This is a genomic window from Mesorhizobium sp. M7A.F.Ca.US.006.04.2.1, assembly GCF_004022915.1.
GTDB classification, from domain to species: domain Bacteria; phylum Pseudomonadota; class Alphaproteobacteria; order Rhizobiales; family Rhizobiaceae; genus Mesorhizobium; species Mesorhizobium ciceri.
Map to the genome: position 1 here is coordinate 1 of NZ_RZQA01000209.1, position 8098 is coordinate 8098.

11 protein-coding genes are annotated in these 8098 nt (G+C 59.4%); 5 read left to right on the forward strand and 6 right to left on the reverse strand.

Going from position 1 to position 8098, the window contains the following annotated elements; all coding sequences use genetic code 11:
* The first annotated feature begins 204 nt into the window (after positions 1-204).
* On the forward strand, positions 205-1014 hold the full coding sequence (locus tag EN925_RS13605; RefSeq protein ID WP_063168036.1) for a nucleotidyltransferase family protein: 810 nt from the start codon (positions 205-207) through the stop codon (positions 1012-1014).
* Entirely contained in the window at positions 1007-1756 is a 750-nt protein-coding gene (locus EN925_RS13610) for a metallophosphoesterase (protein WP_013531519.1), read from the forward strand. Before EN925_RS13605 ends, EN925_RS13610 begins: the two co-directional genes overlap by 8 nt.
* Before the next feature lie 39 nt (positions 1757-1795).
* On the opposite strand, the gene EN925_RS13615 is transcribed toward EN925_RS13610, so the two are convergent.
* The 3 genes from EN925_RS13615 to EN925_RS13630 form a co-directional block, all read right to left on the reverse strand.
* Entirely contained in the window at positions 1796-1981 is a 186-nt protein-coding gene (locus EN925_RS13615) for a hypothetical protein (protein WP_013531520.1), read from the reverse strand.
* Between the two features lie 401 nt (positions 1982-2382).
* Complete coding sequence (locus EN925_RS13625) at positions 2383-3573, reverse strand: NADH-quinone oxidoreductase subunit D (protein WP_063168035.1); 1191 nt, start codon at positions 3571-3573, stop codon at positions 2383-2385.
* Between the two features lie 55 nt (positions 3574-3628).
* Entirely contained in the window at positions 3629-4090 is a 462-nt protein-coding gene (locus EN925_RS13630) for a hypothetical protein (RefSeq protein WP_244514301.1), read from the reverse strand.
* 184 nt (positions 4091-4274) lie between these two features.
* Between EN925_RS13630 and EN925_RS13635 the strand changes: the two genes are divergently transcribed.
* A complete protein-coding gene (locus EN925_RS13635) occupies positions 4275-4502 on the forward strand; it encodes a hypothetical protein (RefSeq protein WP_013531524.1) in 228 nt (75 codons plus the stop codon).
* Positions 4499-4792 carry a hypothetical protein gene (locus EN925_RS39645; protein WP_164745831.1) on the forward strand — a complete coding sequence of 98 codons (294 nt, stop codon included), beginning with the start codon at positions 4499-4501 and terminating at the stop codon, positions 4790-4792. The genes EN925_RS13635 and EN925_RS39645 overlap by 4 nt, the downstream gene beginning before the upstream one ends.
* 55 nt (positions 4793-4847) lie before the next feature.
* Here the strand turns inward: EN925_RS39645 and EN925_RS13645 are convergent, their stop codons facing one another.
* Positions 4848-6755, reverse strand: coding sequence for a DUF4396 domain-containing protein (locus EN925_RS13645; protein WP_127368600.1), 1908 nt, complete (start codon positions 6753-6755; stop codon positions 4848-4850).
* A gap of 192 nt (positions 6756-6947) precedes the next feature.
* On the opposite strand from EN925_RS13645, the gene EN925_RS13650 reads away from it, so the two are divergent.
* A complete protein-coding gene (locus tag EN925_RS13650) occupies positions 6948-7376 on the forward strand; it encodes a hypothetical protein (RefSeq protein WP_013531527.1) in 429 nt (142 codons plus the stop codon).
* Positions 7377-7482: 106 nt separating this feature from the next.
* Here the strand turns inward: EN925_RS13650 and EN925_RS13655 are convergent, their stop codons facing one another.
* Positions 7483-7641: a hypothetical protein gene (locus EN925_RS13655; RefSeq protein ID WP_013531528.1), complete on the reverse strand. Its 159-nt coding sequence runs from the start codon at positions 7639-7641 to the stop codon at positions 7483-7485.
* Positions 7642-7724: 83 nt separating this feature from the next.
* A partial coding sequence (locus tag EN925_RS13660; RefSeq protein WP_164894201.1) for a YbhB/YbcL family Raf kinase inhibitor-like protein occupies positions 7725-8098 on the reverse strand: 374 nt, incomplete at its 5' end.

The window sequence follows — 8098 nt, forward strand, 5'->3', positions numbered from 1 at the left end:
GGCATGGGCCGATTTCGAGGCGACATAGAGACTTGCGCCGGCGATGACGTTGGGCCGGGCTTGGATCGGCAGGCGCGATCCCGAAATTTCCAGTACGTGACGAGAATGAACCTTTGGCTGGCCGCCCGGTAGCGGAACCAGGCGGGGTTCACGTTGTTACCACAGCGGGCGACTGCCGGTTGCCGGATTCGGAGTCATCGTTTCATGACCAATGGCCCATTGCCTGAAAACGTTCTGGTCTCGCTTCCCATGATTGACGCAAAGGCGGCGCCGACGCTCAAAAATGCCGAGGCGGAGGTATTTTATACCGAAGCAATCCGCGAGCTTGCCGCCACCGACATTCCCTTTCTGGTCGCCGGGACCTACGCGGTAAGCGCCTATACGGGTGTCACCCGCCAGACCAAGGACCTCGATATCTTCTGCAAGGCAGGCGACTACGCGCGGATCCTCGCCCATTTCAAGCAGCTTGGATATGCCGTCGAAATCGAGGACGACCGGTGGCTCGGCAAGGTGTTCAAGGGCACGCATTTCTTCGACGTCATCTTCGGCTCGGCCAACGGCACGGTGCCTGTTGGCGACCTGTGGCTGGAACACGCCCGCCAAACCGAGCTGTTGGGCAGCAGGGTGCGGATCATCGGCCCGACCGAACTCATCTGGTCCAAATGCTTTATCCAGGACAGAGGGCGACACGACGGCGCCGATATCGCTCATACGATTCTCAAGGCGGGCGATCAGATCGATTGGCACCGGCTGCTTTCTTATCTGGAGGTTCATTGGGAGGTTCTGTTGATGCAGCTTATCAATTTCAGATGGATCTATCCGAGCGAGCGGGATCATATCCCGGCGTGGTTGCTCGATGAATTGCTCGACCGCCTCGCCAAGCAACGGCAATTGCCGTCTCCAAGGATGAAGATCTGCCGTGGGCGGCTGCTTTCGCAAACCGACTACGAGATCGACGTCAAGGAATGGGGCTTCGCCGGCGTCGGTGGTGTGGGAGAATTCCGTGATGGCTGATCCCGTCAAGAGCAGCGCGCCCAAGGACGGCGCACGCGCACTCAAAGTTGCCGCGGTCGGGGATCTCCATGTGCGGGAAGATGCACAAAACTCGTATCGAGACCTCTTCGGCGAGATATCGAGCGAAGCGGACATTCTCGTTCTCACGGGAGATCTGACCAATCTCGGCAAGCCTCGTGAAGCGGAGATGCTGGCCGAGGATCTGCGCAACTGCTCGATCCCGGTTGTGGCAGTCCTCGGCAATCATGACTACGAGTCCGGTGCGGTGGAAGACGTCACGAAGATCCTGCGGCAGGCGCATGTTCACCTCCTCGACGGGCAGACAGTCGAAATCGAGGAGGTCGGTTTTGTCGGCGTGAAGGGATTCATAGGCGGCTTCGGGTCACGCATGCTCGGCTCATTCGGGGAACCGGCGATCAAGACGATGGTCGCGGAAAGCGTGAACGAGGCAATGCGACTTGAAAATGCGATGCGCCAGGTGCGGGCCAAGCGCACGCTGGTGATCCTTCACTACGCGCCGATTGCCGACACCGTCGCGGGAGAACCGCTGGAAATATTTCCGTTTCTGGGCTCTTCACGTCTGGCCGAAACGATCGATCGATTTCAGGTCAGTGCTGTCGTGCACGGTCATGCACATCGCGGTTCTTACGAAGGCCAAACGCCTGGCGGAGCCAAGGTCTACAACGTCGCCATGCATGTGGCCAAGCCTGGCGGCCGCCCCTACGCCTTGCTGGAAATCTGATGCCAACGGCTTGCGCCGTCGATGCCCATTGGCCTGGACTCAGTTGGTGGCGTTGATCGATCTCGCCAACTCTTCCAGCTTGCGGGGATCGTTGCCGTGACGGCGCACCAGTTCGCGTGCCTGCCTGGACGGCAAATCGGTCGTGGCGGCCAGTTGTCGCACCTGCTGATCGTCGATGGCGACTTGCGGCAGTGTATGGTCGATATCTCCTGACTTGTCCTTCATCACGCTTCTCCTTGGTCGATTTCGACGACAACGGCTCGAAAATCCGACCGGTTCCGAACGATCTGCAACTTTTGCGCCGGCATCCGTGGGCGGACCAACGTGCGCCTGCCTTGAGGGCGCAACGATCTCGATGGCTGGATTCTGCCAGGAACCATGCCACGGCGGACGAGTTGTTCCAACTGAACGGAGATAGTTAGATGCCACAGCCAAGACAGCCAGACCCAAATCGCGATATGCCCGTGCCGCCTCCAACATGGAAGCCGGAGCCGATCGAGGAACCCGAACCGGAAACGCTTCCGGACGAGACTCCGCTGCCCAACCCCGACGAGAATGAAGAGCCTCCCGTCCACGCATGAGAGGGAATTTCTGCATCGCGGGGCAAGCGCGCAACCTGCCGAGGACTAACGATCTATCTCGCCAAACACGATGTCGAGCGACCCGATGATCGCGGCAACGTCGGCGATCATGTGCCCTCGAGACAGGAAATCCATCGCCTGCAGATGGGCGAAAGATGGCGCACGTATTTTGCACCGGTAAGGGACGTTGCCCCCGTCAGAAACCAGATAAACGCCGAATTCTCCCTTTGGCGCTTCAACCGCGGCGTAGACTTCTCCCGCCGGCACGCGATGCCCCTCGGTATAAAGTTTGAAATGCTGGATGGTCGCTTCCATAGAGCGTTTCATCGTGGCGCGCCGCGGCGGCGTGATCTTCTGGTTCGGAATCGCGACCGGCCCCTGGCCTTCGGATGACCGCAGTTTTTCCAGGCATTGCTTCATGATCCGCACCGACTGGCGCATCTCCTCCATACGGACGAGATAACGGTCATAGCAGTCTCCGTTCTTGCCGACGGGGATGTCGAAATCCATGTCAGGGTAACATTCGTATGGCTGTGCCTTGCGCAAATCCCATGCCGCGCCCGATCCGCGTACCATCACGCCGGAAAACCCCCAGCGCCAGGCATCATCCAGCCCGATCACACCAACATCGACATTGCGCTGCTTGAAGATGCGGCTGCCGGTGAGCAGATCGTCGAGGTTGTCACAGACTTTGAGGAACGGATCGCAGAAAGCCCAGATGTCGTCGAGAAGCTTCGCAGGCAAATCCTGGTGCACGCCGCCGATTCTGAAGTAATTCGCATGCATGCGAGCGCCGGAGGCGCGCTCGTAAAAGACCATCAGCTTCTCGCGCTCCGCAAATCCCCAAAGCGGCGGCGTCAGGGCGCCGATATCCATGGCCTGGGTCGTGACATTGAGGAGATGCGACAGAAGCCGGCCAATTTCGCAAAAAAGAACACGGACAAGCTGCCCACGCTTTGGAACTGTTATGTCGAGCAGTTTTTCGGCGGCGAGGCAGAACGCATGCTCCTGGTTCATCGGCGCGACATAGTCGAGCCGATCGAAATAGGGCAGCGCTTGCAAATAGTTCTTGTGCTCTATGAGTTTTTCGGTGCCTCGATGGAGCAAGCCAATATGCGGATCGGCACGCTCGACGATCTCGCCGTCCAGTTCGAGCACCAACCGAAGAACACCATGGGCGGAGGGATGCTGTGGCCCGAAATTGATGGTGAAGTTGCGAACGGCGGCTTCGACCATTGCTGCTCTCCGCGACTGCATTTCGTCGATTCAGTGATGCGTATGGTTCGATGCCTCAAGTCGTCGTCTGAATGATCAGCGTCAGCGTGCCATCGCCATCTATGTTTGCAGCGACAACCTGCGAGGAATTGAGCCCATTCGCTCTCAAAGCCGACGTCGCCTGAGGTGAGGCATCGACGGAGCTTTGCAGGCGAAGCAAATCTTCGGCGCTGGTCTGGTTAATCACGGCATCGGCCTGCGCCTTGATTTCGTCCGGCAAATCCTCGACGGCGACAATGGCGACGCCGGTGAAATTCAAACCGGCAGAGCCTGGATCGGGCGGCGCCAGCTCCGGCTGCGCTTCGCCCTGCGGTGGCGTCACCTGGGGAAGCTGCGGTCCGATAGTTTGGGCGTAGACGGGCTGAATGGTGACCGCCCCGGAAAGCGCGACAGCTATCGTCAACATGCGCATGGTCGCTCCTTGCATTCTTCGAGGGAGATTTTGAAGAAACCCCCATGCTGAGCGATGGTTCCGCAAGGCCGGTCCCACCGGGCGATTTCGCCCCAACTCACCCCAGAGAGACGCCGAAAACCTGGCCAAGGCGTTCGTCACACGGCTGTCTCCAACCGGTTGGGCAGCTCCGTACGGAATCGTACCATCGATTGATCTGCACCTTGGACAGGATCAAAATGAAGCTGAGGTGACCATGGGAGGGAGCCGCATGAGCATCGCCAGATGGGCAATAAGACCTGTCGGTACCGCCAAGGCGTTTCTGGCAGAAGAGCTTCGAAGTGCGCGATACGGCGACATCGTTTCGGTCAAAGCGGCGATAGAGGCCGCTCGCAGGGACGCGCCTTATTTGCAGGATACAGATGATGAATTGATGGAGACGATCATCGAGCTGGCACGGGAACTGGGTCTGGCCGTCCTTTTTGACTCTCGCGATTGACCGATGAGCCATGGTCGATGCGATTTGGTACGAAATCGACAATTGGCTCATGGTCGAAAATGCGCAATCATTGGGAAATGGGACGACGGCTGGACGACAAACTCGATTGCAAGGCTTGTGGGACCATCCAAATGGACATTCCCGACGACGCCAACGAGTCGACGCCAATTCATTGCAGCAATTGCGGCGCCTTTCTCGGCGAATGGGGTGAATTGCAGGATGATTTCTACCGCCAGGCTCGCGGTACCGAAGCATTCGACTTGCGCAACGGAACCATTATCAAGAAGTAGCGCGCAACAATGCGCCCCCGGATGACACAGGTAAATCCACAGGGGGGTGGCAGATCTAACCGACGTCGATCACGACCATCAGCCCGCCGCCGCCCTTTTCCTCGACATTGTTGTTCGTCGTGTGATGCGGGATGTGGCAATGGATGAGCCACTTGCCGGGACGCCGTGCCTTCCAGACGACGTCATAGCGCTGTCCTGGCCCGACATTGATCGTATCGGCCAGAAAGCGCGCCGAGGGAGGAAGCGTCTCACCGTCACGAGCGACGACCTCGAAGGGTCCGCCATGGATATGCATGGGATGGACGAAGCCATTATTGGTGCCGATGAAACGCACCTTCAGCGTCTCGCCCACCTTCATGGGGATGGCGTCGGTTGCGGGATAGGCCTTGCCGTTGATGGTGAAGAAGTTCGGCATACCGCCTTCCATCGGCATCGAAGGATAGGTCAGTCCATCGCGCACCAGCCATTCCTGAAGTTCGATCACATAGTCGTGGTCAGCCTGAACCTCGTCGGCGGGATTGGCAGGGTCGATGATCAGCGCCCCATAGAGCCCCAGCGCCTGGGTACGGTCCGGCTTGGCATGCGGATGATAGAAATAGGTCCCGTGCTGGGTCGCGGTGAATTCGTAGGAATAGGATTGCCCAGGCTCGATCGGCGGCTGGGTGATCTCGGCGGGCCCATCCATCTGGTTCGGCAGGATCATGCCGTGCCAATGCACCGTGGTCTCCTCAGGCAGGTCGTTGGTGACGTCGATGCGAACCTTATCGCCCTGGCGAATGTGGATGCGCGGACCGGGGATCTGGCCGTTGTAGGCATAGGCGTCGACCGCGACATTGGGCAGGATCTGCCAGCGGACCACTGAGGGCCTGAGGTCGAACACCTTGACGCCGTTCTCCAGGCGGAATGGCAGTTCCTGGTCGCCTTTGGCGGCAAGGCCATAGGATGCCGTGACGCGATGCGGATCGGTTGCAGCCATGTCACGCATGGCTTCCGCCGGCGTGTCGCGGCCCATGATCATGCCTTGCGGCATGATCGCCCCGCCGACGTCACGTGCTGAAAGCGTCAGGTTCAGCCAGTTCGCCGGTGCGGCCATGCCAATCGCCAGCGCCAGCACCGAGACCATGCCGAGGGCTGCTATCTGCGGCGTCGTGGCGTCCGTCTCCATCTGATGGCCGCTGCGTTTGGGTTTGTGGGATGTGTTGGCGTGGCCTTGTCGTCGATCATCGCCGGCGCGGGCATGATGCGTAGCGTGCTGTTGCTGGGCGGTCGGCTCTCGACTGCTCATTTCGGCCGCCTGCGGGCGCTGCGTCATCAACCCGTGCTTCAGTCCGCGAGCGACCAGCCAGACATTGGCGGGATAGGCAAGCGTGAAGCCGGCAATGACGCCGATCGACATCACGCCCCAGAACAAGAGCTCGGTCGGCTCCATCGCGCGCATGTCGCGCCCCATCATCAGGAAGCTCATGACGGGCGCCATGCCGGCCATCATGAAATTCATCGAGATGAACTCGGGCAGGAAGCTCTTGCGCACATTCTCCCAGTAGGTGCCGCCCATCATCGATTTCATGAACAGCGACTGGAAGATGAACAGGCCGAAGGCGAAACCCGCCAGATATTCGACGATGAGGTCGAGCCACATCGGCAGGCCAAGCGTTGCCGTAATGACTGCCGCGAGAATGATGCCGGTCGCATCGCCGGCAACGCAGTGGATGGTCGAACCGACGCCTTGCTTCCACAGCGGCCTGGTGAAGTCTTCATGCTCGCCCGGTCGTGGCTCCTTGTCTGCAAGCACATAAAGCAGCAGCCCCAATGGACCCATATAGAGGGTCACCAGGATGAAACCCCATTTCATCACCAGCGGTTCGGGATTGTTGCGGTATTGATCGAAGCCGACATAGAGCGTCGAGGTGGCGGCAAGAGCGAACCAGACAGCAAGGAAATAGTCGATTGGCTGGATGAACATGGATGCATCCCGTCGCGGATCAGCGGTTTGTCACAAGCAGCCCCCGCCGATGAACGCAGCACGTGTGTTTATGATCCCGCCGGCCCAATCCGGTTGTGTCGAATTCTCCAGCCTGGCGCTCTTGTCGAAGCATTACGGCGCGGTAATTCCCTTGAAGGCGTGGGCGCTTCGCTGCCTCAACAGGAGCTGGCCATGAAACATCAAACACTCGACCAACTGCATGCCGTCGCCAAGATTGAATCGTCGGCTGCATATTCCGCAATGACACGAAATCAGCGCATAGAGCGCTGGGCTGAACTGCTGGAGCGTAATCCCGAGCGATGCCTTGGCGCGTTTGCAGGCACCGAACATCTGCACCCCGAAGCACGTGCAATGATGCGGGGCGAGGGAACCGCAATTTCGGTTGCTTTCGAAGATCCAGTGCTGCGCGCATCGGGTTTGAAAGACGATACATACGGCGAGGCAAAGCGCTTTTTCGAGCTGAACGACTGGCAGTTGCACGACATCGTCTGCGATTGCCACGTCGGCTCAACCATGAAAGCGCGCTGGGCTGCGACGCGAGTCCGCTCAGCCGTCAGCGGCAGGTTCTTTGCGTGGTTGCGGCAAAGGATAATGCGCTGACCCAGTTGGGGATCGTCGTCGCCCGCTGCGGCTTACGATCCCCTGTCTTGCCGATTGGATGTCTTGCCGATTGGATGTCTTCCGATCGGACATCTTGCGATGCGGATCAACGCTTGTCCTGGTATAGCCGGTCGGTCGCCCGGTCGCTTTCCCTTCGTTCAGCGGGCCCACGCCGGCGGCGTGCGATAACGGCATAGGCCAACAGCACGATCAGCAACAATGGGCCGCCGGCAACGACGACTAACCACATGATATCTCCAAACATGGCGGCATCTCCTTTCCCAGACAACCGGCAAGGAGGAGAACCGTTCCGCGCAGCAGCAGGGTAATGCCACCTCGGTCATCAACTTACGGATTGCGTTCGTAGGTTCCGATGAGTTCTGCCTGCTCGAGCGAGTGTTTCTGCGCCTCCCGCCAGATGCGCTCGACGCCTGCGCTGGCCGGAATGGCAAGGCTCGGCGTGTCGAGCGCGGCCAGCCGGAAATGGTAATGGTGGACGCCATGTCCGACCGGGGGTTCAGGGCCGTCGTAATAGGCGTTGCCAAAATCATTTGTTGCTTGCCTAAGGGCACCGGGACCTGGCTTGCCGCTTTCCGCCTCGGGAAGTTCCCTTGTCTCCGCGGAGATGTTGAATACCGCCCAATGACCAAACGTTCCGCTCGGCGCATCAGGATCCTGAACGACGAGAACGAGGCTTTTGGCGTCGTCCGGTACTCCAGACC

What these genes read in the sequence shown, in the direction of transcription:
- EN925_RS13605 (WP_063168036.1), top strand. Translation starts at nt 205, where the DNA reads ATGACCAATGGCCCATTGCCTGAAAACGTTCTGGTCTCGCTTCCCATG.
- EN925_RS13610 (WP_013531519.1), top strand. Translation starts at nt 1,007, where the DNA reads ATGGCTGATCCCGTCAAGAGCAGCGCGCCCAAGGACGGCGCACGCGCA.
- EN925_RS13615 (WP_013531520.1), bottom strand. Translation starts at nt 1,981, where the DNA reads ATGAAGGACAAGTCAGGAGATATCGACCATACACTGCCGCAAGTCGCC.
- EN925_RS13625 (WP_063168035.1), bottom strand. Translation starts at nt 3,573, where the DNA reads ATGGTCGAAGCCGCCGTTCGCAACTTCACCATCAATTTCGGGCCACAG.
- EN925_RS13635 (WP_013531524.1), top strand. Translation starts at nt 4,275, where the DNA reads ATGAGCATCGCCAGATGGGCAATAAGACCTGTCGGTACCGCCAAGGCG.
- EN925_RS13645 (WP_127368600.1), bottom strand. Translation starts at nt 6,755, where the DNA reads ATGTTCATCCAGCCAATCGACTATTTCCTTGCTGTCTGGTTCGCTCTT.
- EN925_RS13650 (WP_013531527.1), top strand. Translation starts at nt 6,948, where the DNA reads ATGAAACATCAAACACTCGACCAACTGCATGCCGTCGCCAAGATTGAA.
- EN925_RS13655 (WP_013531528.1), bottom strand. Translation starts at nt 7,641, where the DNA reads ATGTTTGGAGATATCATGTGGTTAGTCGTCGTTGCCGGCGGCCCATTG.